25 protein-coding genes are annotated in these 23,852 nt (G+C 45.7%); 18 read left to right on the top strand and 7 right to left on the bottom strand.

From position 1 onward, the window contains the following. Positions 1-6: 6 nt before the first annotated feature. Positions 7-1,260, bottom strand: a complete 1,254-nt coding sequence (locus OQJ86_RS13580; RefSeq protein ID WP_009699313.1) for a valine--pyruvate transaminase — start codon at positions 1,258-1,260, stop codon at positions 7-9. Positions 1,261-1,587: 327 nt separating this feature from the next. Between OQJ86_RS13580 and OQJ86_RS13575 the strand changes: the two genes are divergently transcribed. The 14 genes from OQJ86_RS13575 to OQJ86_RS13510 are packed head-to-tail and all read left to right on the top strand — an operon-like array spanning position 1,588 to position 12,963. Beyond that, positions 1,588-1,809 (top strand): Flp family type IVb pilin, encoded by a 222-nt coding sequence (locus OQJ86_RS13575; protein WP_265988096.1) that lies wholly within the window; start codon positions 1,588-1,590, stop codon positions 1,807-1,809. Continuing rightward, positions 1,745-2,251, top strand: coding sequence for an A24 family peptidase (locus OQJ86_RS13570; protein ID WP_265988095.1), 507 nt, complete (start codon positions 1,745-1,747; stop codon positions 2,249-2,251). Before OQJ86_RS13575 ends, OQJ86_RS13570 begins: the two co-directional genes overlap by 65 nt. A gap of 7 nt (positions 2,252-2,258) precedes the next feature. After that, positions 2,259-3,065, top strand: a complete 807-nt coding sequence (cpaB, locus tag OQJ86_RS13565; protein ID WP_038875170.1) for a Flp pilus assembly protein CpaB — start codon at positions 2,259-2,261, stop codon at positions 3,063-3,065. Between the two features lie 8 nt (positions 3,066-3,073). Continuing rightward, the gene (locus tag OQJ86_RS13560; RefSeq protein ID WP_102389336.1) at positions 3,074-4,402 is read left to right on the top strand and encodes a type II and III secretion system protein family protein; all 1,329 of its coding nucleotides are present in this window, start codon (positions 3,074-3,076) and stop codon (positions 4,400-4,402) included. Next, the gene (locus OQJ86_RS13555; protein ID WP_265988094.1) at positions 4,399-4,869 is read left to right on the top strand and encodes a hypothetical protein; all 471 of its coding nucleotides are present in this window, start codon (positions 4,399-4,401) and stop codon (positions 4,867-4,869) included. The genes OQJ86_RS13560 and OQJ86_RS13555 overlap by 4 nt, the downstream gene beginning before the upstream one ends. A gap of 18 nt (positions 4,870-4,887) precedes the next feature. Beyond that, a complete protein-coding gene (locus tag OQJ86_RS13550) occupies positions 4,888-6,111 on the top strand; it encodes an AAA family ATPase (protein WP_265988093.1) in 1,224 nt (407 codons plus the stop codon). Positions 6,112-6,121: 10 nt separating this feature from the next. Then, complete coding sequence (locus OQJ86_RS13545; protein WP_265988092.1) at positions 6,122-7,405, top strand: CpaF family protein; 1,284 nt, start codon at positions 6,122-6,124, stop codon at positions 7,403-7,405. A 3-nt stretch (positions 7,406-7,408) separates the two neighbouring features. After that, a complete protein-coding gene (locus OQJ86_RS13540; RefSeq protein ID WP_265988091.1) occupies positions 7,409-8,326 on the top strand; it encodes a type II secretion system F family protein in 918 nt (305 codons plus the stop codon). Further along, a complete protein-coding gene (locus OQJ86_RS13535) occupies positions 8,326-9,213 on the top strand; it encodes a type II secretion system F family protein (protein WP_265988090.1) in 888 nt (295 codons plus the stop codon). The genes OQJ86_RS13540 and OQJ86_RS13535 overlap by 1 nt, the downstream gene beginning before the upstream one ends. After that, positions 9,206-9,970 carry a tetratricopeptide repeat protein gene (locus tag OQJ86_RS13530; RefSeq protein WP_265988089.1) on the top strand — a complete coding sequence of 255 codons (765 nt, stop codon included), beginning with the start codon at positions 9,206-9,208 and terminating at the stop codon, positions 9,968-9,970. The genes OQJ86_RS13535 and OQJ86_RS13530 overlap by 8 nt, the downstream gene beginning before the upstream one ends. After that, on the top strand, positions 9,960-10,445 hold the full coding sequence (locus tag OQJ86_RS13525) for a TadE/TadG family type IV pilus assembly protein (RefSeq protein WP_054757018.1): 486 nt from the start codon (positions 9,960-9,962) through the stop codon (positions 10,443-10,445). Before OQJ86_RS13530 ends, OQJ86_RS13525 begins: the two co-directional genes overlap by 11 nt. Continuing rightward, positions 10,420-10,989: a tight adherence pilus pseudopilin TadF gene (gene tadF, locus OQJ86_RS13520; protein ID WP_038875157.1), complete on the top strand. Its 570-nt coding sequence runs from the start codon at positions 10,420-10,422 to the stop codon at positions 10,987-10,989. The genes OQJ86_RS13525 and tadF overlap by 26 nt, the downstream gene beginning before the upstream one ends. 1 nt (position 10,990) lies before the next feature. Next, on the top strand, positions 10,991-12,316 hold the full coding sequence (locus OQJ86_RS13515; protein ID WP_265988088.1) for a pilus assembly protein TadG-related protein: 1,326 nt from the start codon (positions 10,991-10,993) through the stop codon (positions 12,314-12,316). An 11-nt stretch (positions 12,317-12,327) separates the two neighbouring features. Then, entirely contained in the window at positions 12,328-12,963 is a 636-nt protein-coding gene (locus tag OQJ86_RS13510) for an OmpA family protein (RefSeq protein WP_265988087.1), read from the top strand. On the opposite strand, the gene OQJ86_RS13505 is transcribed toward OQJ86_RS13510, so the two are convergent. The 5 genes from OQJ86_RS13505 to glyQ all read right to left on the bottom strand — a co-directional run bounded on the left by OQJ86_RS13505 (position 12,960) and on the right by glyQ (position 20,440). Continuing rightward, positions 12,960-14,339: an ATP-binding protein gene (locus tag OQJ86_RS13505; protein WP_265988086.1), complete on the bottom strand. Its 1,380-nt coding sequence runs from the start codon at positions 14,337-14,339 to the stop codon at positions 12,960-12,962. The genes OQJ86_RS13510 and OQJ86_RS13505 overlap by 4 nt on opposite strands. A gap of 3 nt (positions 14,340-14,342) precedes the next feature. Further along, positions 14,343-15,023 carry a response regulator transcription factor gene (locus OQJ86_RS13500; protein WP_265988085.1) on the bottom strand — a complete coding sequence of 227 codons (681 nt, stop codon included), beginning with the start codon at positions 15,021-15,023 and terminating at the stop codon, positions 14,343-14,345. 117 nt (positions 15,024-15,140) lie between these two features. Then, complete coding sequence (locus tag OQJ86_RS13495) at positions 15,141-17,225, bottom strand: alpha-amylase (RefSeq protein ID WP_265988084.1); 2,085 nt, start codon at positions 17,223-17,225, stop codon at positions 15,141-15,143. A gap of 217 nt (positions 17,226-17,442) precedes the next feature. Then, positions 17,443-19,509: a glycine--tRNA ligase subunit beta gene (gene glyS / locus OQJ86_RS13490; protein WP_005378875.1), complete on the bottom strand. Its 2,067-nt coding sequence runs from the start codon at positions 19,507-19,509 to the stop codon at positions 17,443-17,445. Positions 19,510-19,522: 13 nt separating this feature from the next. Next, on the bottom strand, positions 19,523-20,440 hold the full coding sequence (gene glyQ, locus OQJ86_RS13485) for a glycine--tRNA ligase subunit alpha (protein WP_005440855.1): 918 nt from the start codon (positions 20,438-20,440) through the stop codon (positions 19,523-19,525). 485 nt (positions 20,441-20,925) lie between these two features. On the opposite strand from glyQ, the gene OQJ86_RS13480 reads away from it, so the two are divergent. Together OQJ86_RS13480 and OQJ86_RS13475 are read left to right on the top strand one after the other, a co-directional pair. After that, the gene (locus tag OQJ86_RS13480; RefSeq protein ID WP_010444803.1) at positions 20,926-21,480 is read left to right on the top strand and encodes a TMEM165/GDT1 family protein; all 555 of its coding nucleotides are present in this window, start codon (positions 20,926-20,928) and stop codon (positions 21,478-21,480) included. 160 nt (positions 21,481-21,640) lie between these two features. After that, a complete protein-coding gene (locus OQJ86_RS13475) occupies positions 21,641-21,901 on the top strand; it encodes a hypothetical protein (protein WP_009708061.1) in 261 nt (86 codons plus the stop codon). A gap of 44 nt (positions 21,902-21,945) precedes the next feature. Here OQJ86_RS13475 and tusA read toward each other — a convergent pair whose 3' ends face one another. Then, a complete protein-coding gene (gene tusA / locus OQJ86_RS13470; protein ID WP_005426051.1) occupies positions 21,946-22,194 on the bottom strand; it encodes a sulfurtransferase TusA in 249 nt (82 codons plus the stop codon). Positions 22,195-22,326: 132 nt separating this feature from the next. On the opposite strand from tusA, the gene OQJ86_RS13465 reads away from it, so the two are divergent. After that, a complete protein-coding gene (locus OQJ86_RS13465) occupies positions 22,327-22,509 on the top strand; it encodes a hypothetical protein (protein ID WP_005458692.1) in 183 nt (60 codons plus the stop codon). 168 nt (positions 22,510-22,677) lie between these two features. Next, positions 22,678-23,619, top strand: a complete 942-nt coding sequence (locus tag OQJ86_RS13460) for a LysR family transcriptional regulator (protein ID WP_038870249.1) — start codon at positions 22,678-22,680, stop codon at positions 23,617-23,619. Positions 23,620-23,852: the final 233 nt, after the last annotated feature.

The following is a 23,852-nucleotide window of genomic DNA, read 5'->3' as shown; positions in this document are numbered from 1 at the left end:
ATCGGTCTATTTACCTTCGCGGTAAGCCTTTTCCACTTCTTCTGCGATAATCGCAATGCCTTTTTGCATCATCTCATCGTCTTGAACGTAGTTCATACGCAAGCATTGGTGTGCATGATCCCACTCGTCTTTCTGACCAATAAAGAAGTATTCTCCCGGAACAATCAGAACCCCACGCGCTTTCAAGCGTTGGTACAGTTCCATTGTCGTAATTGGCAGTTCATCAAACCATAGCCACAAGAATATAGCGCCCTCTGGTTTGTGGATACGGAAGCGCTCATCGGTAATTGCTTCTTGGAGCAGTTCAACCGCTCGTTGTGATTTCTGCTTGTAAAACGGTTTAATCACCTCTGAACTCAGTTTAAGCAGATCGCCTTTGCCAATGATGTGGTTTGCCAGCGCTGGACCAACACTGCCCGGTGCTAGGCTGATGATGCCGTTCATATTAGTTAATGCTTGAGTGATTTCTTCACTCGCAATCACAATCCCACAACGCACGCCCGGCAAGCCAAGTTTAGATAGGCTCATGCATAGGATGGTGTTTTCATTCCAGAACGGTTCGACATCTTCAAAAATGATGTTCGGGAAAGGCAGACCGTAGGCGTTATCGATGATTAGCGGAATGTTGTTCTCACGTGCTAGTTTGTCCAGTTTACGTACTTCTTCGTCTGTCAGTACGTTACCTGTTGGATTGGTTGGGCGAGACGCGCAGATTGCCGCAACAGAGTCATCGACGGTTAGCTGCTCAAAATCGACGTGGTATTTAAACAGACCGTTATCCAACAGCTCGATCTCTGGGTGGTAAGAGACAAAGATATCTTCATCAATACCTGCGTCACCATAACCGATGTACTCAGGCGCGATAGGCAGTAGCACTTTCTTGTGCGAACCGTCTGGCTGTTTACCTGCTAACAAGTTGAACAAGTAGAAAAAGCCACTTTGGCTGCCGTTAGTTAGGCTGATGTTTTTCTCGGAAATATCCCAGCCGTAAGTTTCACGGAATAACTGAGCCAACGCTTTAACGAACGCGTCTTTGCCTTGCGGACCATCATAGTTGGCGAGGGCGGCGACGAGCTCTCCACTGGCGAGCATTTCCTCACTGGCTTGGCGAAAGTAATCGAGCATGGCAGGAATGGCGGCAGGGTTACCTCCACCGAGCATGATGGCACCTGGTGTGCGCAGACCATCATTCAAATCGTCCATTAACTGCGTGATACCTGAATACTGATTAAATTTTTCACCAAACTTAGAGAACTGCATGTGTCGTTATACCTAATTCATTGTGATTGCTTTATGTGTCTTAACGCCAGTCTTTGACTGGTCAATAGGATAATCCTTGACCTTACCTTAATGTCTATACGACGCAAAGTGTGAATTAAGCCGAAAAAGAAAAAATCGGACCACAATGATTTTTGTTGTGATTAAGTAAACGTTTTCCTATTCGGAAACTGAATCCAACCTGAATGAAACCTCGCTATCTGTCAGAGCAGTGTCAGGCACCATCGTCTAGGTTTGCTCAAAATCCCCTCAATTCTTACTATCTCCTCCGTCATCTTTTTGACGTGTTAGAAAAATTGAGGAGTCAAAATGTTTACTAACCTATTTGTAAAAACACAACTGTTCATCGAATCATTCAAAAACGACGAGCGTGGCGTAACGGCAATTGAATACGCAATTCTTGGTGTATGTATGTCAGCGATCGTACTAGCGGTATTTAACGATACTCTACGTGGAGCACTTCAAGGTGCGATTGATACGATCTCAAGCAACATTGATGCTGCAAGTAAACCGCCTGCTGTATCTGGCTAATAGCTTGTTAGGCAAACTATGGTGGCTACTTCCCCTTGCCACCATGGCTTTTATAGCCAGTTATCAAGACATCAAATACCGAAAAATACCCAATGGAGTGGCGTTAAGTGTTGCTTTACTGGGTGTTTTTTTTGTCTTGAGTAAAGGGGAGTACAGTCACGCACTGTCTTCAATGGTGATATTGGTGATAGGTGCTGTGCTGTTTCAACTACGAATCCTCGCAGCGGGGGACAGCAAATTACTGGCTGCATTTGCACTGATGATTGCACCGCAGTTTTTGCCGTTGACGATTTGGTTGATTGTCACTTTGGGCGGAGTGCTTGCTCTGACGCAGTGGCTTGTTAGCCAAATCGGTATTCATCCTGCTGGGATGGACAGAGGTGTGCCTTATGGTGTGCCCATTTGTCTCGGAAGCCTGTTTGGCATCGCTGCATCTTTATAGGTGAACCATGAATTCAAAAGTCATTCTTGTTTTGGCGGCGATTGCCATTTCGGTCGGGCTTTATGGCGTGACTCAATCACAGCCAACCGCTCCGGTTGTACAAACACAACAGCCGAAGAAAGAAGAGAAAAAATTTAAAGTCTGGACGTTAAAGCGTGACCTAAAACGAGGTGAAGCACTGCAACGTCGAGATTTGGTGATTGAATACTTAACCGAGTCACAAGCGGCGCAACAAGGGATTGATAGCGATATTAAGCTCGATTGGAGCAAGCGCTTAATTGCGGTTGAAGCTCTGAATCAAGGTGAATGGGTGACGAAAGAGGTGCTGACTTCTCCGGGAGAAAGCGATTACCTCTCGACCATGGCCAAGCCTGGTTACGCACCGTTCAATATCACGGTACCGGGTGATGATGTGGTAGGAGGAACGATTGCCGTTGGTGATTTAGTCGATATCTCTGTTATTTCCACCATGGATCAAAACCTCTCGGCAGACAATACCGTGTCGGACATTGAACACCTGACCATGACACCGCTAATTGCTCAAGTGCCTGTGCTGTACATGATCTCGAAACAACGCTTAGTCAGTACATTGACTGACCAGAAAACCACTGATGTCACTTTAGTGTTGCAAGTAACTAACCGTCAGTTGGCTAAGTTGTCGGTAGCAAAACGCATTGCAGAAATTACGGTACATAAATCGATTGGTGAGCAGTTTGTGGATGAACTGCATGCGAACTCAAGCGATGTGATTCGTTTTGCTGATGAAAGGCAAACCACGAAAACCCAATCGATCAAAGAATATCGATTCAACTAGGAGGCAAGATGAAAACCATAACTCGATTTAGCATCTATTGCTTAATGCTTGTTTCCACGGCTTTACAGGCTCAGGGCATAACGACGCTTTCGGCTGGTGGCGCAAGAACCCTATCGTTTAAAGCTGAAGTTGATTCGGTGTTTGTTTCTAACCAAAAAGTGGCGGACTACCAAGTTATCGATGCTCACAAGGTGGTGTTACTGGGTAAATCAGAAGGTGAAGCATCGTTCATCGTGTTTGACCGTGATGGTTCAGAGCTTATTAATCAAACCCTGATTGTCAGCAAAAGCTACCGCAATATTGAGCAGCAAATTCAAGTGCAGTATCCATACTCTGATGTTCAAGTTAACGGTATTGGTAGCAATGTTGTATTGAGTGGCATTGCGCCTTCTGACAATGAACGCGACAACATCTACACCTTGGTGGGTGAGTTGTTGGGTAAGTCTTCCAGTAACCATGATTTTGAAATGCCAGAACTCGATAGTTCGACTGACGACCTTCAAGTGGATTTTATGTCTCGCCCTACCTATCAAGGTGTGGTGAACAACATTGAAGTCACCGCGACGAAGCAAGTTAACGTCAAGTTGACCATTGCAGAAGTCTCCCACAGCTTTATTCAAGATTTTGGTATCAAGATGGGATCTGGTGGTGATGTTGGCATCTTTGTCGATCAGTTAACCAGCTTTAGTGCCGATGACATTGTTTCTGTTATCTCAGCTGTCGGTTCTGACAAGGTCGGCCAAGTGCTGGCTGAACCAAATCTATCGGTAATTTCTGGCGAGCAAGCAAGCTTCTTAGTTGGTGGTGAAATGCCTGTTGTGACGGTGGTCGATGGTGCTAGCGATGTCGATTACAAAGAATTCGGTGTGCGTTTAGATCTGATGGCGAAAGTGCTGCGTGACGACAAAATCAAATTAGCATTGTCACCAGAGGTGAGCTCTTTAGATAACACCTACACCAGTGAAGTGTTTGATTTACCGGCTTTCAAAACTCGTCGTGCACAAACCACCGTTGAATTAGGTGATGGTCAAAGCTTTGTTTTGGGTGGCCTGCTTAATAGTGAAGAGCGCGAATCACTGACACGAATTCCTTTTATTGGTGACATTCCTGTTTTAGGAGCGCTGTTTCGTCACACAGGAACAGAACGCAACAAAACCGAGCTGATTATTGTGGCAACCGTCAACTTGGTGAAACCAGTGAAAGCCAATCAAATCCAGCTACCAACCATGGAAAAAACCGGCACGTTACGACGCTTTTTTGCACTTGATGGCAGTTATGACAAGGCTCAAGACCAATGGGCTGGTGAAGTTCTTAATGCGGGAGGTTTCCGTCAATGAAAAACTGGATGTTAGCTCTACTTGCGATTACGGCACTATCCGGCTGCGCCGACCATATTGTTGAACCTCGCGGGACCAGCATTGCACTCAAACCGACAGAATTTAACTTTGCGGTACAAAGTCAGGACCAAGTTTATGCCATGAATAAGCTCACTCAGTTTGTTCGCAAGTATCCGAATCAAGCGGGCAGTAAATGGCAGATCACCAGCTACAACGCTCAAGGTAAAAAGTTGGCGCAGCATTACCGCATCGCACTGTTGCAGCAAGGCGTGGCGGCCGAACAGTTAGTGCTCGAACATCGCCCGGAGTCTCATCGCTTTGATGTGCAAGTATCGGTGATTCAGCTTCAAGCTCAGCTTGAGGTATGCCACCAAGAGGTTATTGGTGATTACGGTTTGGGTCACCTAGGTTGTTATACCGATGGCAGCCGTTGGCAGTCGATGGTTAATCCGCAGAATGCGCTTTGATAATGAGGAACACTCATCATGTTTGATTTAGTGGATAAGTTGAGTAAGAGCACGCCAAATCACACTCAACAAAAAGAAAATAAGTGTGCGTTCTTGTATCAAACCGCTGCGTGCAAAGACTTAGTTCATAAGGCTTTTCGCTTTGAAGGCTTAGTCGAGCCAATTACGGTGAACAACCAAGAGAAAAACTACCCAGAACTGCATACGCACTCAAGTGTGGAAGTGGTGATTGTTGAGCTGAATAAAAGCCAAAGCGTGGTTGAAGATGCAAAAAACATTGCCCATCAATTACCTACGCATGTGTCGGTTGTGGTCGTTGGCAGCGAAGATGCGATCTCAACGATTCGTGCATTAAAACAGCTTGGTTTTTATTACCTATTTTGGCCTGCGACTGACAAAGAAATCATGGAGTTTTACCATGGTGTACGTCGTAACCGTCAGCAGCAAAGTGGTGTGGCTTCGAATCGAAAAGCAAAGCAAGTGGCGTTTCTTGGTGTGAAAGGCGGTGTTGGAACGTCTTTGATCGCCAGTGAAGTGGCACGTTCATTGGGGCGTCATCATAAAACGCCTACCTTGTTGGTTGATCACACCTACACCGGCAGTAATATCGATGTGCTTTTAGGTTTGCAGAAATTCAGTAAACGCAGTGTACGCAAAGGTACTTTGGTATCGAGCATTGATGGTGATTTCGCCATTAGCTTAGTGCAACGTCTGGAACGAAACCTCGCGATTTTAGGTTTGGAGTCGGATGCGTTTACGCGTGCTGAGCTGCATGAATATACCCAAGCGCTCAAAGAGCAAGTGGTTAAGAACCATTCATTTGTGATTGAAGACTATTCACATACCGTCACCACAAATGAAGAGTTCGACCGTGCAGTGGCTGAGATTGATACGTTAGTGGTGGTGTTTGATGCCACGGTGTCGTCGCTACGAGAATTAAACCGCGTAGTGTCTGAGCTAGAAACGCGCTATCCAGAGCTGCCGCTTCTTACCGTGATGAATCAATCGCGTCCAGACAATGCGGCCTCAATCAGTATGTCTGATGTCAGCAAGTATTTCGGTCGCAAAGCCGATTGCAAAATAGAGTTTGACCACAAAGCGAACCATTACCTACTTCAAGGTCATCAACTGATTGATACTAAATCAGAAATGCAGCAAGGCTTGAGTGATTTAGTCGCATTGCTGGTGGGTGATAAGCCACAACAAAAACGTTCTTGGGTGCAAGAACTGTTTAATCGCTAGGAGGTAGGGAATGCAACACTCCAAACAAACCTACATCCATCTGCGTGACCAAATTTTTAATGCTTTGGATGCATCAGTACTAGAAAGCTTATCGAAAAGTGACCTAGAACGTCAGTTGAGTAACGCGGTCGATATGTTGGTCAGTCGCGACCAGCTATCAGTTTCTTCTCTGGCGAGAAGCGAATATGTCGTGAGCATGATTCATGAGTTAGTAGGTTTGGGACCGCTTCAGGTCCTGATGGATGACGACACCATTACCGACATCATGATCAATGGCCACCAGCAAGTGTATGTCGAGCGCTTTGGTTTAGTACAACAAGCGGATGTGCATTTTCTCGATGAAAAGCAACTCGCAGATATCGCGAAACGTATTGCTAGTCGTGTTGGTCGTCGTGTTGATGAATCGTCACCTACGTGTGATGCGCGCTTAGAAGATGGCAGTCGTGTGAATATCGTTCTGCCGCCAATTGCCATTGATGGTACTGCAATATCGATTCGTAAGTTTCGGCAGGAAAGCATTGGTTTTGCTGACTTAGTTGAATTTGGCGCATTGAGTCCTGAGATGGCGAAGTTGCTGCAATTGGCTGCGCGTTGTCGCCTGAACATTCTTGTCGCTGGTGGTACAGGGTCGGGCAAAACAACGTTGTTAAATGCATTGTCTCAATACATCTCGCAAGGTGAACGAGTAGTAACGATTGAGGATACTGCGGAGCTGAGACTGCTTCAGCCTCATGTGGTTCGTATGGAAACTCGAACAGCAGGTATCGAAGGCTCTGGTGAAGTGAACTCACGCGATCTGATGATTAACTCGTTGCGTATGCGTCCAGATCGCATCATTGTTGGTGAGTGCCGTGGTGCTGAAGCGTTTGAAATGTTGCAAGCGATGAACACTGGCCACGATGGTTCGATGTCGACGCTGCATGCTAACAGCCCACGTGACGCCCTCGCCCGAGTGGAATCCATGGTCATGATGGCAACCAATAACCTGCCACTAGAGGCGATACGCCGCTCTTTAGTAAGTGCAGTGGACCTCATTATACAGGTCAATCGCCTTCACGATGGTTCTCGCAAAGTGATGAGTATTACGGAAGTGATTGGTATGGAAGGACAAAATGTTGTGCTTGAAGAACTGTTTTGCTTCCAATCTGATCCGCATCATTACGAAGGCAAAATTACCGGCCGTTATGAAACGACGGGTGTTATGAGCCGCTCAGTTTTGTTTGAAAAAGCACGTTTCTACGGAGTGGACAAAGAACTCGCTGACACCATCAGTGAGATTGAAGCTGTGGGGTAAGGCATGTATTGGTTCATTTTAATCGGTGGCATTGCTTTAGTCGCTGTCGCCTTGTTGAGTGAAAAGAACAAGCATCTTGATAGTTATCTCATCCAGTATCAAAAACGTGATCGTGTTGAGACAAGGCTTACTCGTCAAGCGGTGAACGTTGCCAGTTTGTCAGACAGAAGCTTACGCCAAGGTTTGAAAACACGCTGGGATAACCTAAAGCGCCAATTGGGCCGTTTAGCTCTGCTTAAAATAGTGCTCTACACCATGTTGGTTATTGTGCTGGCTTTGGTTGTGAATAGCACATTTACACGATTTGCTGCTTATGAGCTATTGCCCTTTGCGGTGCTATTTGGCTGGTGGCTTGGTTATCAATGGCTACAGAAGCGTGAGCAAAAGCAGTTTGATGAAACCTTTCCGGATGCATTGAATATGCTGGCAAGCGCCATCAGTGCAGGAGAGAGCATTGGCCGCGGCATCATGTACGTGGGTGACAATCTCGAGGGTGAAGTCGGACGTGAATTCAAGTTGATGGGGGAGCGGTTAAAAATGGGTGAGTCAATCGATGAAGTGTTCCGCAAGTCTTGTCTGCGTTTTCCAAACCCGAACTTCCATTTCTTCGTGATTACGCTACGAGCGAATATGCAGCGCGGTGGTCAGTTGAAAGAAATCATGACGCGTTTGAATCGCCAGATGTTTGAAGCTAGAGCCGTCGAGCGAAAGAAATTTGCTCTGACGTCAGAAGCGCGAATTTCAGCAAAAATCGTTTCGGCGACGCCATTTTTCTTTCTGTTTATCTTGCAGTTTTTAAGTCCAGAGAACTTTGAGTTCGTGATGTTTAACCCAGAAGGTCGTCCGCTGCTTTATTACTTGGTGAGCAGTGAAGCGATTGGTATGGCGATCATTTGGGCACTAATGAAGAGAGTGAAGTAATGATGACTCAAACGATGTTTTGGCTGTTTTTCTCTCTCGTTGGTGTCAGTTTCGGCGTACTTCTGCTTATTTACTGGATGCTTAACCATTTCGGCTATCAACGACGTGTGGCAAGAATCGTGCGCCAACACAAAGGTGATCAGCAAGAAGAGTCACGACTAGAGTCGATCCTATCTCCGTTATCGAACTTAGTAGAGAAGCGAGATGCGAGTTTGTCACAGCGTTTACACCTCGCTGGGATTGATAACCCCAATGCTGCCGCTTGGTTTGCGCCATTGAAGTATGCGGCTTTGCTGCTTGGTGAGCTGATGATTGCCGTATTGGTCTTCACGTTAAATATCGCAACTAACTATTGGGTTGCTCTCGCTGCCGCTTGGGCGATGGCTGTGATTTTATTGCCAGATATGTGGCTTGAAGTTCGCAAGACCAATCGCCAACGACGTATCAGCCGCAGCTTACCTTATTTAATCGATCTCATGGCGATATGTGTTCAGACCGGTATGTCGATTGAAGCGTCGCTGAAATACTTGGCGATAGAGATTCAAAGTTTTAACCCTGAGTTGGGCAAGTTATTGGATAACACCAACCAGCGTGCCCGCATTATGGGTATGGAGCGTGCGTTACAAGAGCTGTATCAGCAAGTGCCATCGTCTGAGATGCGCAGTTTTATGCTGACACTAACCCAGAGCATGCAGCACGGCTCATCCATCTACACCATGTTGACGACATTGTCCGGAGATATCCGTGAAGTGCAGATGTTGGAGCTTGAAGAGCAAATAGGGAAGTTGGCGGCCAAGATGTCGATCCCATTGATTGTCTTTATCTTGATTCCACTTGTTTTTGTAATCACCGCTCCGGGGGTGATGAGGATGATGTCCCATGTTTAAAAAAATCCTGATTTGTTTGTTACCAGCAATGCTCGCAGCGTGCAGTTCTACCCAGCAAGCGTGGCAACAACAAGATTCGAAAGAAGCCATTTACCAGAAAACCAACAATCACACTCAATTAGTGACCTTGTACAAACAGCAGCTTCAACAAAGCGATGATGCGCAGGTGCGTGAGAAGCTAGCGCAAAGCTATCTCGCACTTGGTGATGCCGAATCAGCGTTGTTTTATATCAAGCCATTAACCAATAAATCAGCAACGAGTGTCGATACCTTGTTAATCCAGGCACAAGCCTATGGTGAATTGGCGCAATACCCTGCTGCGATTAGCAGTGCAAAAGCGGCACTCGCGCTTGAAGAGACCAATGCGGAAGCAGAAAACTTGCTTGGTACTTACTACGGCTATAACTACCAATATGACTTGGCTCGCCGTTATTTCGAACGTTCACGCGAACACTTCTTTGATGGAGTAACGGTCAACAATAATCTTGCGGTCCTTGATATTGCAGAGGGGCAATACAAACAGGCGATTCAGCGTCTGCTACCTCTTTACAAAAACGGTCAAGCGGATGAGCAAGTGATGACCAACCTGACGTTGAGTATGGCCAAAGAAGGTCAGTATGAGTTCGTTAAACAAGTATTGAGTGAGAAGTACAGTAACCACCAGATCGACAATATTTATCGTGCTTTGCGCGGTTATGACCCGTTGAAAGCGAAACAGAAAAAGCGAGCTCTAACAGAGGTTACCCGTGAAAGCTAAGCAACGTGGTGTTGCCAGTATTGAGTTTGCCATTGGGTTCTTCGCTTTCTGGCTGATGTGCATGGCGTGGGTTGAAATGAGCTATATGTCTTACATTTCAGCCATCAACGATCTGACCATTTCAGAGATCTCACGCACCGCTAAAAAACGTAATGACGACTACATGCAAACAGTGCAAGCCGTGCTGAATCGAGAGGGCAGTATTTGGAATACCGCGGTGGATGTGGAGCGTTTTCGCGTTTCCATCCAATACCTCGATAACATCGAATCTCTCACTGCTTATACCGAGCAATGCAAGTTAGCACCGGAACAAGCCAGCAGAGAATGCGGTGATGCAGAGAATGCGGCCTTGGCTGTATATCACATCGATTACAACTTTCAACCAATCTTCAGTTACTTTCTGGGCTTACAAAGCACGATGAGCCGAGAAATGGTGGTGGTACAAGAATATGAACGCTCCCAATTTGCAATTTAATTACTGTCGAGGGCAGAGCAAGCAACGTGGCACTTTCAGTATTGAGTTTGCCATTGTTGGTATCTTCTTCAGCTTACTGTTGGCATTTAGTGGTGATGTGATTATTAAGCTATCAGTGAAAGGTAAGTTGGATCGATTAACTTATTCGTTAGTGAATGTGGTGAAAGAGCGTACCCAGCTTTATGGTGCGGATTATGAGCTTTCAAAAGAAGAAGCTGACGATGTCGATACCATCATTCGCCATTCATTGGAGCGTACGTTCGGTAACTTTCAAACCAGTCAGTATGGCTTACAAGTTGAAGAGTTAAGCTTCGCCGCTGTGGATAAACCCAACCCAGTGATTATTGAAAAACGTGGCGCGATAGATTGCCAAGTTGGGGAAGGCATCAGTTCATTGAGTTCATTGTCTGTGGTGAGTAACCGAGGTCGACAAATGCCGCTGTATCGTGTTTCTGTTTGCTATGAAACCGACAATTGGATTGGCAGTTTGTTGGGTGTTGAGTTCACTCGAGTTGAATCTGATGCTGTCGTGATAGGGAGGTAACATGCCACATAGTATTCAAAGATACTCTAGTTTGAAAAAACAAAGCGGTCATGTCGGCATGTTATTCGCCATGATCATTCCCATCCTTTTTGGTGTCTTCATGTTGGGCTCCGATGGAGCGAGGGCATTACAGACTAAAGCCCGTTTAGAAGAGGCGGCAGAAGCAGCGGTGCTGGCGGTTTCTGCAGAAGATTCAGAAAATCACACGTTGGCGCAGAACTACATTGAGCACTATGTGTATGACGTTGAAGGTATTGAGAACCTAAGCGTGCAGCGTTTGTCTTGTGATGAGATACCGGATTGCCAAGCTGGGTTATCAAAGGGGCAAGCGCGTTATTTTGAGTATCGTGTTGTGGGGCGAACTCGTCACAAATCTTGGTTTCCTGGACAGGGTGTGATTGTTGGTTTTGGTGAAACGTTCGATGTTACTGGAAGCTCCAAAGCACGACGTTATCAAGGTCAGCCTGTCGACATTACCTTTATCGTTGATTTTTCTGGCTCGATGAATGAAAACTGGAGTGGTGGTAAGAAAACCAAAATCGAAGATCTGAAAGACATCATCGAAAAAGTAACCGATGAATTAGAGCAATACAATGCGTTAAACCCAGAACAAACACATAGAGTCGCAATCACAGGGTACAACCGTCGAACGATCAATACTGGTAATAACAACAAACTGATTATTCGAGATCAGCGTATCACTACCAAAATGGGTGAATACGATAAGGATGACGTGGTTAACTTTAACAAAACGATAGAACAACAATTTAAAGTCAAAGGAGCAGCTAAACGAGTACCTAATGGAGACGACGAGGCTGAATTTTATGACATTTTCTATACAGATAAGTTTGATGGATTTGTAAAGGACGTTAGAGGCTTTAAGGCCAACGGCGGTACTGCTTCGCTACAGGGAATCATCAGAGCTGGGCAGATTGTTACTCAGCTAGCAAAAAGGCCAAAGCAACTAATTATTATTCTATCCGATGGTGAAGATTGGAATCATTATGCTGAACAAACACCAAAGCTTGTTGAAAAAGGTATGTGTACCAACATCCTCAATATGATTAATGGTGGAAAAGTGACGGCAGATGGAGCCAGTGATTCGATAGAGGTCATTAATGGCGTGAGCCAAGGCATGAAAACACCAGAGGGCGAACAGATGAGTGCCAGTATGTCGGTGATTGGTTTTGATTATGAATTGAATGCCAATGTGGGCTTACGTAATTGTGTTGGGGCGGACAACGTCTACAAAGCAGAAAATACCGACGACATATTGAATCAAATCTTATCGCTGATTACCGAAGAAGTCGGTCACCTAACCTTGTAGAGAGCAATACAATGAACAAGTTAATTCTGGCATTAGCCGTGAGCTTATCTGTGCCATCATTTGCACAAGATAACACTAATCAAGCGCTGTATTACTATTGCCAGCAAGGGCAGAATCAGTATCAAGAATCGGTGTCTTTTGGGCATCAAACGGAAGTGAAATACCATCAAGGTCCGTTTATGCAGATTACCGTTAATGATGAACAGAGTGCTCTTGAACCCATGTTATTGTCTCAATTGGAGCAGGCTGGTATTGATAAATCCTGCGCGACCTACCTATTGAGCCGTGCACAACTAACAGAGAATAAGCAGGGCGAGTTTGCTGCCCGAGTGCTGTTTGAGTTTGATAAAGCGAGTTTAAATGCTCAATCGAAGTTCATTCTCACTGAGTTGAATCAGCAACTGAAACAACGACCTCAATCTTCATTGTTGGTGGTTGGCAATACGGATGCGAAGGGGAGGAATGGGTATAACCTAACGCTTGGCTTAAAGCGTGCGAACGCTGTGGGTCAATATCTTGAAGGGTATGATGAAGTGGTGTCCACTTCACGCTCTGATGGCGAAACGCACCCAGTGAGCAGTAATGCAAATACTCACGGGCGCGAGTTAAATCGCCGTGTTGATATTAGCTTGCCAACGCAAGGCTAACGGTAAGGTAATAGTATCTTTAAGCTTGCACCCATGGATGGGTCGCTTGGTGTTTCAAACCAAATAGCACCTTTGTAGCTGTGTACAATCTCATCACACAACGCCAAACCTAATCCTGTTCCTGGGTTTTGCTCATCAGCACGCACACCGCGTTTAAATAAAGTGTCGCTTATCGACTCATCCACGGCGGGACCATCGTTGTTAAAGGTAATGATAATGCCTTCTTCGGTATTGTTGATGAACACATCGATACGCTTATTGGCATAGCGGTACGCGTTCTCCAAGATGTTGCCAAACACTTCCATCACATCCGCTTTACTCATCGGCAGAGTCTGATCATTATTGATAAACTGTTCGACGCGAATACCCTTATCCATGTGGACTTTATCAAACATCAGCAGGAGGCTGTTGAGGATAGGTTTGATTGGAGTGGTATTCTCTACAATCCCTTTCACACCCAATGATGCTCGCTTAAGTTGGCCTTGAATCACATCATCCATTTCTAATAACTGTTGGTTGATATCATGAATTTTGCCTTCTTCAATATCATCCAATAGGGCTTGGGATACTGCGACTCGTGTTTTCAAACTATGTGCGAGATCGTTTAATGCTCGGCGATAGCGCTGCTCGTTTTCTTTTTGCTGGAACATCAATTCATTGAGAGCTTGAGTAATTGAAGTCAGATCTTCAGGATAATCCCGTTCGAGCCTTTCTTGTTTGCCATGCTTGATGTTTTCAAGCTCCTTCTCTAGACGAGATATTGGAGCAAAGCTGGCTTTGTAGATAAGAATAATGAGTCCGCTTAGTATGATGAAAGCACCAAGTAATCCGAAAGCGACGTGGTATTTTAATTGCTTGAGTGGGGCTACTTCATCTTCTACCCGCTTGGTGAAAATAAGCCGACCATTTGGGTTGTATTCTGATTCGTGAAGTTTAATTGTGTGCACAACGAAGGCTGCACCACTCGGTTTCTCAACGAGCTGAATCGAGTTTATTGGATAGTTCAGATCCTCGCAGAAGTTATCTATTTTGGGTGGTGTAATACCAAGGGCTTCTAATCGCTGGTTGCGCTTTTCTATATCAATCGATGTCCACAACTGTTGGTTGCTTTGATCACACATGATTACCTGAGTTGTGGTTTGGCGCTCAGTGTAAACTCGCTCCCACTCAGAAAGTGGGGGGAAAATGTTTGAAGAAACGATTTTGTTTATGGTGGGAGGTACATCGAACAGAATCTCAGCCGAGTATCGCTCGATCAATTGATGCTTTTTGTAGTTGTAGTAGAACCAACTTGATACCAATAATGAGCTCAGAACAAGCAAAATTGCGCTAGCAAAAATGTTTCGACGAAAGCGAGTTCGATACAACCTTCTCATTGACTACTTTGCCTCTAGCTCAAAGCGATAGCCTTGGCCACGGATGGTACTAATGATTTTGTCATCAGTATGTACAGCAAGTTTTTTACGCAGACGCGAGATGATCACTTCGATATTGTTCAGTTGTACGCTTTCTCCGGCATCGTAGAGTGAGTCAGCAATCTGCTCTTTGGATATGACTTTTTGGCGGTGACGGATTAGATACTCAAAGATTTGATATTCCAACGCGGTGAGATCCAGTACGTTGTCTGCATAGCTTATGCTTTTCGCCTGAGTATCTAACGTTACCTCACCTGCATTTATGGTGTTGGTGGAGAAGCCTTGATAACGACGGACAAGTGCTTCTAAGCGAGCCATTAATTCTTCAAACTGAAATGGTTTGGTGAGGTAGTCATCAGCACCAGAGTTCAGCCCCTCCACTTTATCTTGCCAATCTCCACGAGCGGTCAATATTAAGATCGGTACATTAATCTCTTTGCGGCGGATCTGTTTTATTAATGTAATCCCATCAAAGTCTGGCAAGCCAAGGTCAATGATCATGGCATCTGCATTGGGGTGTTTTTGAATGGTTTGCAAGCAAGCGGATGCGGTTTTATCGGCATATACCGTATTGCCACGATCTTTGAGCTGCGAAGCTAAATGGTGATTGAGAATTTCGTTGTCTTCGACCAGTACGACTAACATGAACAACCTAATCAATGGATTTCATAATTGGATTAACCTTAGCATTCAACAAAAAAAAGGGAAGCGATGCCTCCCTTTAAACCTTGTTAATTCACCACATTCTTGTTGCTGAGCAAGTTACTCACCGGTGTAAACAATCAGCACCTTATCGTCTTGGTATTGACGTTCGAATGCGTAGTAACCTTCTTGGTTGCGAGTGATGTGCTTACCTTGAGCAACCGCTGGGTGGCGTTTACGGAATTCGCCCAACCTTTGCCAATGTTGCAGTAGATCTTCACGTTCGCCATGAATCTTATCCCATGGCATATCTGAGCGTGTGCCTTGGTGAGCATCTGAACCAGTAATGCCAAAATCACGGGCGATCTCATCACCGTAATAGATCTGTACTGCACCGGGAGCCAGCATCAGAGCATTTGCTGCACGTGCTTGGTCATCAAAGCTGCGGCTGCGAGCTGACCAGAACAGCTGTGTATCGTGTGAAGACAGGTAGCTCAACACGTTGAACTCAGGATCGGTATTGATGCGCTCTGCATAGCGGCGGTAATCATTATCAAGTTGAGCGAAACACTTCAGTGCTTTTGGCGCTACGTCAGATTGGAACTCGAAGTTAATGATGGAATCGAAGCCGTTATCGAAATACGGGCTCTTCACTACGCTGTGTGCCCACACTTCACCCGTCATCCAGAAAGGTAGATCATCCAAGGCTTTGTCCGGGTTGTTTTGCTTCCATTGAGCAAGCGCTTGAGTGGTGCTGGCTTTCAGCTCTGCCCACGCTTCCATTTCAACGTGTTTGGCCGTGTCGACACGGAAGCCGTCAATGCCGTAGTCACGTACCCAATCGGACAACCAGGTAATCAGGTGTTCACGTGGGGTTTGTAGCTCATCTTGCGCATTGGTGTCTTTATTGCGGAAGAAGTTTGGTAGTCCGGTTTTCTGATTCGATTCGGTTTTGAGATCCGGTAGGTAGTTCAAAGACATGGTGATGTCGTTGTAGCCCGGAGCATCGTAGTCGCCAATGTCGGTGCGGATCCAATCTTTGCCCCACCATTTATCCCACGCTTCGCTATCACCGTATTTGATGTAGTCGTTGAAGCTATGCCAGCTTTGTCCTGATTTTGGCTGCCAGTCGGTCCATTTTTCACCGAGGATTTCTTTGGCTTCTTGGTCATCAAGGTAAAGCTGACCAAATCCGAATTCCTGCATGTCTGCTAATGTCGCATAACCTGTGTGGTTCATGACGACATCCCAAATCACGCGAATGCCTTTCTTATGAGCGGTATCGACGAAGGTTCTGAGTTCATCTTCGGTCCCCATGTTGGCATCAAGCTTGGTCCAATCTTGGTGATAGTAGCCGTGGTAGCCATAGTGCTTAAAGTCGCCTTTATCGCCGCCACCAACCCAGCCGTGGATTTGTTCCAGTGGTGAGGTTATCCAGATAGCATTGACACCAAGTGATTCGATGTAATCGAGTTTTTTCGTCAGACCCGCTAAGTCACCACCGTGGAAGGTGCCAATCTCGTATTTTCCATCTTTGCTGCGACCGTAGCTGTTGTCGTTGTCTGGGTTGCCATTGTAGAAGCGGTCGGTCATAACGAAGTACACCGTCGCGTTATCCCAGCTGAAAGGTTTATCGGCTTGCTGATCGACTTCTTCTAGCAGCAATAGACCTTGGCTCATAGGACCCGGCTGCATGGTGACGCTGCCATTGGCGACTGTGGCTTCTTGTCCGGTTAAGGCATCACGAACGACAGTGCCATCATTAAAGGTTTGAGTAACGTTGATGGTTTTTGGCGCGTCAGTTGCGACAGGGCAAGAGTAGGTGATGTCCTGACTCTGTTTTGGTTTGATTTTTACCGTCAGCTCATTGGTGGTTGGATTGAGCGTAAATTGATAGGTATTGGCTTTGAAGATGCGCAGCGGCATTTGTGCATCAGTGGCGCAGTTATCCATTTTTAATGGACGATTGAACTTGATGCGATCTTCTTCTGCTAGGGCAAAGCTACTGCCACAGCTTTGCTTGCTGTCAGCAATGGTAAAGCTATAACTGCCTTTTTCGAGTTTTTGCTCGGCGACAAGTAAGCCCTGTGAGTTTTCTTCAAAAACAGCGGTGTCATCACCAACGCTTAATACGATGGCATTTTCTGGAATCTGGCTGCAGGCGCTCAGTAGACCGATAGAGAGTGCGAGAATTGTTTTTTTCATTGTGTCCTTCCCCCGAATAAACAGTCCAGTTATAGCAAAACTGTGCCTCTACAATCCGAGCTCTACACCAACAAGTTAAACGCGTCTCACCCTACAAATTTTCGTCTTGTTCACAAAATGAATAATAAGCGTCACCTTCATCGGTTTGAAGGCAACAAAAAAGGGAAGCATCTGCTTCCCTTTTACTTATTTCTTAATCACTTCTAAGAGTAATGAATTACTTTTGAAGCAAAGAAATGTCTGCGATCTGTAGGAACAGGTTACGCAGGTTGTTCAGTAGTGTCAGACGGTTCTTCTTAAGTGCTTCGTCGTCTGCCATTACCATTACGTTATCAAAGAACGCATCAACTGGTTCACGTAGGTCAGCTAGCTTGCTTAGGGCTTCTTGGTAGTTACCTGTAGCAAATGCTGGCTCTAGCGCTTCCGTCATTACTTCAACGCTTTCTGCTAGTGCTTTCTCTGCGTCTTCTTGTAGAAGTGCTAGGTCGATGTCTGCTGCTAGTTCGCCGTCGAATTTCGCTAGGATGTTACCTACACGTTTGTTCGCTGCTGCTAGAGACTCTGCTGCTTCTAGTTCACGGAAGTGAGAAACCGCTTTAACTCGTTGGTCGAAGTCTGCTGGTTTCGTCGGGCGACGCGCTAGAACCGCTTGAATGATGTCTACGCTGAAGCCTTCGTCTTGGTACCAAGCACGGAAACGACCAAGCATGAACTCGATAACGTCTTGCTCAACGTTGTCGTTGGTTAGGCGATCGCCAAACAGTGACTTCGCTTTCGCTACTAGGTCAACAAGATCTAGGTTGTAGCCGTATTCAACGATGATACGTAGTACACCTAGAGATGCGCGGCGTAGTGCGAATGGATCGCTGCCTTTAGGTGCTTGACCAATACCGAAGATACCTACGATAGTGTCTAGCTTGTCTGCCATTGCAACTGCAGTTGAAACGCCGTTAGATGGCAGTTCATCACCTGCGAAACGAGGCATGTATTGCTCGTTCAGTGCTACTGCAACTTCTTCTGCTTCACCGTCGTGGCGAGCATAGTGCATACCCATAACACCTTGAGTATCCGTGAATTCGAATACCATTGAGGTCATTAGGTCACATTTTGCTAGTAGACCAGCACGCTTTGATTTCTCAACGTCAGCACCGATTTGCTCAGCAATGTAGCCAGCAAGCTCTGTGATGCGGTCTGTTTTGTCTTTGATCGTACCCAGTTGCTTTTGGAAGATCGCTTGTTCTAGTTCTGGCAGACGGTCGATAAGCGGACGCTTACGGTCTGTGTTGAAGAAGAATTCTGCGTCAGCAAGACGCGGGCGAACCACTTTCTCGTTACCTTCGATTACGTAACGAGGTTCTTTTGATTCGATGTTCGATACGAAGATGAAGTTAGGTAGTAGCTTCTTGTTTTCGTCGTAAACAGGGAAGTATTTTTGGTCACCTTTCATGGTGTAAACCAACGCTTCAGAAGGCACTTTTAGGAACTCTTCTTCAAACTTCGCTGTTAGTACCACTGGCCATTCAACCAGAGACGTTACTTCTTCTACTAGGTCATCTTCTAGGTCAGCGATACCGCCAACCGCTGCTGCCGCTTTTTGTGCGTCAGCTAGGATGATTGCTTTACGCGCTTCGTAATCTGCCATTACTTTACCGCGCTCTTCTAGGATCGCAGGGTATTGCTCAGCAGAATCGATAGTGAACTCTTGCTCACCCATGAAGCGGTGACCACGGATAGTGCGGTCTGAAGCGACACCAAGGATCTCGCCTTCGATTAGATCGCTGCCCATTAGCATGGTTAGCGTCTTAACTGGACGGATAAATTGAGTCGTTTTGTTACCCCAGCGCATTGGTTTTGCGATAGGTAGGTTTGCTAGTGCTTTCGCTGCAAGTTCAACTACGATCTCAGACGTTGGCTGACCTTTCACTTCTTGTTTGAACAGTAGCCATTCACCTTTGTCTGTAACCATGCGCTCTGCTTGGTCAACCGTGATGCCACAACCGCGTGCCCAGCCTTGAGCCGCTTTTGTTGGGTTGCCTTCCGCGTCAAACGCCGCAGAAACCGCAGGACCACGCTTTTCAACAACTTTGTCAGACTGGCTGTCTGCTAGTGCTGCTACTTTAAGTGCAAGACGACGAGGTGCCGCGAACCATTTCACGCCTTCATGAGCAAGCTCAGCGCCTTTTAGTTCTGCTTCGAAGTTTGCTGCGAATGCTTCAGCTAGAGTGCGAAGTTGCGTTGGTGGTAGCTCTTCTGTACCTAGCTCGATTAGAAATTCTTTTGCCATGTTACTCTACCCCTTACGCTTGTTCTTTTTTACACATTGGGAAGCCAAGAGCTTCACGCGATGCGTAGTATGCTTCTGCAACTGCTTTAGTCAGGTTGCGGATGCGTAGGATGTAACGTTGGCGTTCAGTTACTGAGATCGCTTTACGTGCGTCTAGTAGGTTGAATGCGTGACCAGCTTTTAGAATGCGCTCGTAAGCAGGTAGTGGCAGTGGCTTTTCAAGTTCAAGCAGTTCTTTACACTCTTTCTCACACTGTTCGAAGAAACCAAATAGGAATTCAACGTCTGCGTGCTCGAAATTGTAAGTTGATTGCTCTACTTCGTTTTGGTGGAAGATGTCACCGTAAGTCACTTTGCTGCCGTCTGGTGCGATGTTCCAAACTAGGTCGTAAACAGAGTCTACTTCTTGGATGTACATTGCTAGACGCTCGATACCGTAAGTGATCTCACCGGTTACTGGCTTACACTCAAGACCACCAACTTGCTGGAAGTAAGTAAACTGAGTCACTTCCATGCCGTTTAGCCAAACTTCCCAGCCTAGACCCCATGCGCCTAGTGTTGGGTTTTCCCAGTTGTCTTCTACGAAACGGATGTCGTGAACAAGTGGGTCGACACCAAGAACCTCTAGAGAACCTAGGTACAACTCTTGGATATTGTCTGGCGATGGTTTTAGCGCTACTTGGAATTGGTAGTAGTGCTGAAGACGGTTAGGGTTTTCACCGTAACGGCCATCAGTAGGACGACGTGAAGGTTGTACGTAAGCTGTAGACATTGGCTCTGGGCCAAGTGCTCGTAGACAGGTCATTGGGTGAGAGGTACCCGCACCAACTTCCATATCTAGTGGTTGAACAATGGTACAACCATTTTGAGCCCAATAATCCTGCAGCGCGAGGATCATTCCCTGGAAGGTTTTGATATCGTATTTTTGCATAAGTCAGGTTCGCGCGATTCTCTTATTACTTGTGAATTCGTCTCTTTTTTGTTGGGTTTTCTTGCCTCAACAATAGCGATTCAAAGTAATTACGGTTGAATAAATTAACAATCAAGTATACCCAGATATTGAGCATGGGAGTAGAGCTAATCTTGATTAATTCGTGGGCAATTTTCTCCTTTAATGGATTTTTACCGCTTTATCTGCTGAATTTTTCCTAAAAGGGAGTTTTCACTGACTTTCACTCTTGAGGTGATGAGGAAACATGGCTAGAATTGCGCCTGTCTTTGGGGAGTAGCTTACTCGATGAAATGTCTGTTTCATCCAGTTCGTTCGTCAACATAATTGGTGCAAAATCACCATGGTGTTCGAGACTCATCAGCCCGATGAGTTTAGCAAGACCTTAGACAAATCATCATGAACCGGGGTGGGGCGTGAGATTTGTCTTAGGTTAAAAATAATTATCCCGCCCCAATGAGCATGTCGTGAGCGTTTTAGCTATTTCAATTACTACTGTAGCGTTAGCAGAAATTGGCGATAAGACCCAATTGCTATCTCTATTACTTGCCAGTCGTTACCGCAAGCCAATCCCTATTATTGCAGCAATCTTTTTGGCAACCATTGCCAACCACGCTTTGGCTGCATGGTTAGGTGTGGTGGTGGCCGATTATCTTTCGCCTGAAGTTCTCAAATGGGTGCTGGTGGTCAGTTTTGTCGCTATGGCGGCTTGGGTGTTGATCCCAGATAAACTGGATGACGACGAGCAAATCTCCAACCGTGGTCCATTTATTGCCAGCTTTATTGCTTTCTTCGTTGCGGAGATTGGCGACAAGACTCAGATTGCGACTTCTATCTTGGGTGCGCAGTACGCAGATGCGTTGAGTTGGGTGATTCTTGGCACCACGATCGGTATGCTGCTGGCGAATGTGCCTGTGGTCCTGATTGGTAAATTGTCGGCTGATAAGATGCCTTTAGGGCTGATTCGTAAGGTGACCGCATTCCTGTTTATCGCGCTAGCTATCGGAGCGGCACTGTTCTGATTTGTTGCACGTAAAATGGTGTGAATTATCAATAACTAGAGAAGTAATACACTACTTCAAACTCTGACTCAAAATCGTTCAAGACCGTGACGGATGACATATTAGTGTCATACTTGTCATGGTAATTTAATGGTGTGAATGATAGCGAGAGGGCAAAGGTATGCTTACACGTTACATGGGGATGACCCCAAAGAGTCAGAGTTATTTATTCACCTTTGGTTTGGCGCTTTGCTTACTAGCAATGGTGCTGACTGATATGTGGCTGCCAATTGTAGCAGGGTCCTTCATTCTTACGGGTTTAACGGTAGAAGCGTGGATTCGGGTGGCTCATATCATTCCGATGCATGAGGAAATGCGTGCAATGCGGAAACAACTAAACAAGCTACAATCTGAAGTTCGCACACTAGAATACGATGAATAAACAAACGGCAGCCTATTGGGCTGCCGTTTTTGATCTTGCTGAGATTATTCCAAACCTTTCTTAATTAGGTACTGGTATGGAAGCTGCTCCGTTTGTGCCGCAATCAACTGGTGATCCATAAATCGGCAGAAGCTCGGGATATCTCGAGTTGTGGATGGGTCGTCCGCTTTAACCAGCAACACCTCACCATCTTGCATGTTTCGAATTGTCTTCCTGACCATCATCACTGGCTCTGGGCAGCGTAATCCTTCCGCCTCTAATGTCTTGGTCGCCAGTTCAGGATTAAAGCTCATAATGTGATTCTCGTAACTAACTGAGCGGTGAATTTTACTTTCGTTGAAAAAATATTCAATAACCACTTGGCAAACCGAATTTTTTGATTTACCTTAAATTAACAATTTGGTAACAACTGGTAAGGGGACACGATGTTAACAGCGTTAGACAGACTGACCATCTATTCGGTTTTATGCTTCATCTCGTTTTGTGCATTAGTGCTTAGAACGCCAGCTGAAACCTCATTGATGCCTCTTGCAGGCATGAGTGCAACGATTATCGGGATTTGGATTGAGATGCACAAATGGTCAGGTGCATCAGAGCAAGAAAATTAGCACTTCTTGCTGTAATCGAAACCTATTGATATATACGCTCACCAAGTTTAACGACACTTCATTCCGACACTATCCCCATTTTTCTTGGGCTTCCCCGCTGAAAGGCGGGATTTTTTTTGCCTGAAGAGTACAATTTACCTAAATCCCCTACATGTTAAGTGGCAAATCGTGGAATTAGAAGACATCTATCGTCGAGATCTGAATTTATTGGTCGCATTACGTGTGTTGATCGAAGAAAGCAGTGTTAGCAAGGCAGCAACGCGTCTCAATTTAAGCCAATCAGCTATGAGCCGCGTACTCGGTCGATTGCGTGATTTGCTTGACGATCCGTTATTTACACGGCAAGGCCAGCACTTAATACCGACGCAAAAGGCGTTGGAAATCGATCGCTCTTTGGGAGAGCCTTTGGAATCACTGCGCCAATTACTGTCTCCACGAGAATTTGACCCGCGTAGCTGTGATCAAACTTTTAATATTGCCACGACGGATTATGCGATGCAGACCATTCTGCCTTTCGCATTACCACGGATCTATCAAGAAGCGCCGAATGTTTCATTTAACTTTTTGCCGATGCAGCACGACCGTTTGTCTGATCAGTTAACTTATGAAGGCGCGGACTTAGCGATTTGTCGTCCAACTGGCCCAGTAGAGCCTTTGCGAAGTGAAGTACTTGGTCGAGTGGGTGTGTTATGTATGCTTTCTAAGCAACACCCTTTGGCGAATGAAGAGATGAGCTTAGACGATTACTTAAGTTACCCGCATGCAATGATTGCTATCAGTGATGGGGTAAAGGCGCTGATTGAACAAGCCTTGATGGAAAAGCCAAAACGTAAAATGGTGCTTCGTGCCTACCATTTAGAGGCCGCACTGGCGATCATTGATACTTTACCCATTATTATTACGGTTCCTGCCGATTTAGCGTACTTGGTTGCTGATCGCTATGACTTAGTAGTGAAGCCATTACCATTCCAATTCACGCCGTTTGAATATTCGATGATTTGGCACGCACGTTGCGAACACTCTCCCGCTCAAGAATGGTTGCGTGCAGTGGTTCGTGAAGAATGTAGTCGTCTTATTGCTAAGCGAATTGAAGATATGGGATTGGACTAATTTTTCCGATAATCGAAATAGCAAAAAGCCGGGCAATGACCCTGTCTCTTATACACAAATCCCCAAGCTTGTAGCTTGGGGATTTTTTTTGAACTCTTTCAAGTGTGTGTGATCTGATCACTTAGTAATCCTTACTGAAACACTAAGATGACACACTCAGACGCTAAACTTTGGGCACAAGAACAATTTGGACAAGCACAACTTAAAGACCCTCGAAGAACACAACGCCTCAT

Source organism: Vibrio sp. Sgm 5, assembly GCF_026241575.1.
Lineage (GTDB): Bacteria > Pseudomonadota > Gammaproteobacteria > Enterobacterales > Vibrionaceae > Vibrio > Vibrio jasicida.
This window is presented reverse-complemented; position numbering and strand designations above follow the sequence as displayed.

What these genes read in the sequence shown, in the direction of transcription:
- OQJ86_RS13500 (WP_265988085.1), bottom strand. Translation starts at nt 15,023, where the DNA reads ATGTTAGTCGTACTGGTCGAAGACAACGAAATTCTCAATCACCATTTA.
- OQJ86_RS13530 (WP_265988089.1), top strand. Translation starts at nt 9,206, where the DNA reads ATGTTTAAAAAAATCCTGATTTGTTTGTTACCAGCAATGCTCGCAGCG.
- OQJ86_RS13560 (WP_102389336.1), top strand. Translation starts at nt 3,074, where the DNA reads ATGAAAACCATAACTCGATTTAGCATCTATTGCTTAATGCTTGTTTCC.
- OQJ86_RS13510 (WP_265988087.1), top strand. Translation starts at nt 12,328, where the DNA reads ATGAACAAGTTAATTCTGGCATTAGCCGTGAGCTTATCTGTGCCATCA.
- tusA (WP_005426051.1), bottom strand. Translation starts at nt 22,194, where the DNA reads ATGAGCTTTAATCCTGAACTGGCGACCAAGACATTAGAGGCGGAAGGA.
- OQJ86_RS13465 (WP_005458692.1), top strand. Translation starts at nt 22,327, where the DNA reads ATGTTAACAGCGTTAGACAGACTGACCATCTATTCGGTTTTATGCTTC.
- cpaB (WP_038875170.1), top strand. Translation starts at nt 2,259, where the DNA reads ATGAATTCAAAAGTCATTCTTGTTTTGGCGGCGATTGCCATTTCGGTC.
- OQJ86_RS13475 (WP_009708061.1), top strand. Translation starts at nt 21,641, where the DNA reads ATGCTTACACGTTACATGGGGATGACCCCAAAGAGTCAGAGTTATTTA.
- OQJ86_RS13580 (WP_009699313.1), bottom strand. Translation starts at nt 1,260, where the DNA reads ATGCAGTTCTCTAAGTTTGGTGAAAAATTTAATCAGTATTCAGGTATC.
- OQJ86_RS13545 (WP_265988092.1), top strand. Translation starts at nt 6,122, where the DNA reads ATGCAACACTCCAAACAAACCTACATCCATCTGCGTGACCAAATTTTT.
- OQJ86_RS13515 (WP_265988088.1), top strand. Translation starts at nt 10,991, where the DNA reads ATGCCACATAGTATTCAAAGATACTCTAGTTTGAAAAAACAAAGCGGT.
- OQJ86_RS13540 (WP_265988091.1), top strand. Translation starts at nt 7,409, where the DNA reads ATGTATTGGTTCATTTTAATCGGTGGCATTGCTTTAGTCGCTGTCGCC.
- glyQ (WP_005440855.1), bottom strand. Translation starts at nt 20,440, where the DNA reads ATGCAAAAATACGATATCAAAACCTTCCAGGGAATGATCCTCGCGCTG.
- OQJ86_RS13505 (WP_265988086.1), bottom strand. Translation starts at nt 14,339, where the DNA reads ATGAGAAGGTTGTATCGAACTCGCTTTCGTCGAAACATTTTTGCTAGC.
- OQJ86_RS13535 (WP_265988090.1), top strand. Translation starts at nt 8,326, where the DNA reads ATGATGACTCAAACGATGTTTTGGCTGTTTTTCTCTCTCGTTGGTGTC.
- OQJ86_RS13495 (WP_265988084.1), bottom strand. Translation starts at nt 17,225, where the DNA reads ATGAAAAAAACAATTCTCGCACTCTCTATCGGTCTACTGAGCGCCTGC.
- tadF (WP_038875157.1), top strand. Translation starts at nt 10,420, where the DNA reads ATGAACGCTCCCAATTTGCAATTTAATTACTGTCGAGGGCAGAGCAAG.
- glyS (WP_005378875.1), bottom strand. Translation starts at nt 19,509, where the DNA reads ATGGCAAAAGAATTTCTAATCGAGCTAGGTACAGAAGAGCTACCACCA.
- OQJ86_RS13550 (WP_265988093.1), top strand. Translation starts at nt 4,888, where the DNA reads ATGTTTGATTTAGTGGATAAGTTGAGTAAGAGCACGCCAAATCACACT.
- OQJ86_RS13555 (WP_265988094.1), top strand. Translation starts at nt 4,399, where the DNA reads ATGAAAAACTGGATGTTAGCTCTACTTGCGATTACGGCACTATCCGGC.
- OQJ86_RS13575 (WP_265988096.1), top strand. Translation starts at nt 1,588, where the DNA reads ATGTTTACTAACCTATTTGTAAAAACACAACTGTTCATCGAATCATTC.